Here is a 383-nt window from a genome sequence, read left to right on the forward strand (position 1 = left end):
TCCCAGAAGGCGGGGGTCGCGGGATCTTCTTTGGTGCCCAAGGAGTCGCTTCGTGATGGCCCTGAAAAGCTGCGATCCTGCTTGAGCCGTTAAATGGCGGGCCGTCCGCTGCAACCGGTCGTTAGCACGCAGTCACGGGCGTCCATCGCTACGGTCGTTCGCCGGAAGCCCAGAGAAAGACATTGTCGTAGCGGACACTCCCATCCAGGCGCATGTGGGCGCGGTCGGCATTCGCATAAACAGCTCTCACTGCTTCTTCCCCGCTGTGAGCAATGGCCGCTTGGTTGACCCCGGCGCTGGAGTTTCCGCGCCACGAGGCCTCGCTGCTCGGGAAGACGAAGGGGCAGGCGACCTCGCCCTCCTCCACGACGCGCAAGCCTGCT

Annotated in this window: 1 pseudogene; it reads right to left on the reverse strand. The window is 64.0% G+C overall.

The window, feature by feature from the left end:
- Positions 1–148 precede the first annotated feature (148 nt).
- Positions 149–383: pseudogene (locus ACTFO6_RS17925) on the reverse strand (SAM-dependent methyltransferase); the annotation flags it as partial.

Source organism: Pelomicrobium sp. G1, from assembly GCF_051905455.1.
Lineage (GTDB): Bacteria > Pseudomonadota > Gammaproteobacteria > Burkholderiales > UBA6910 > Pelomicrobium.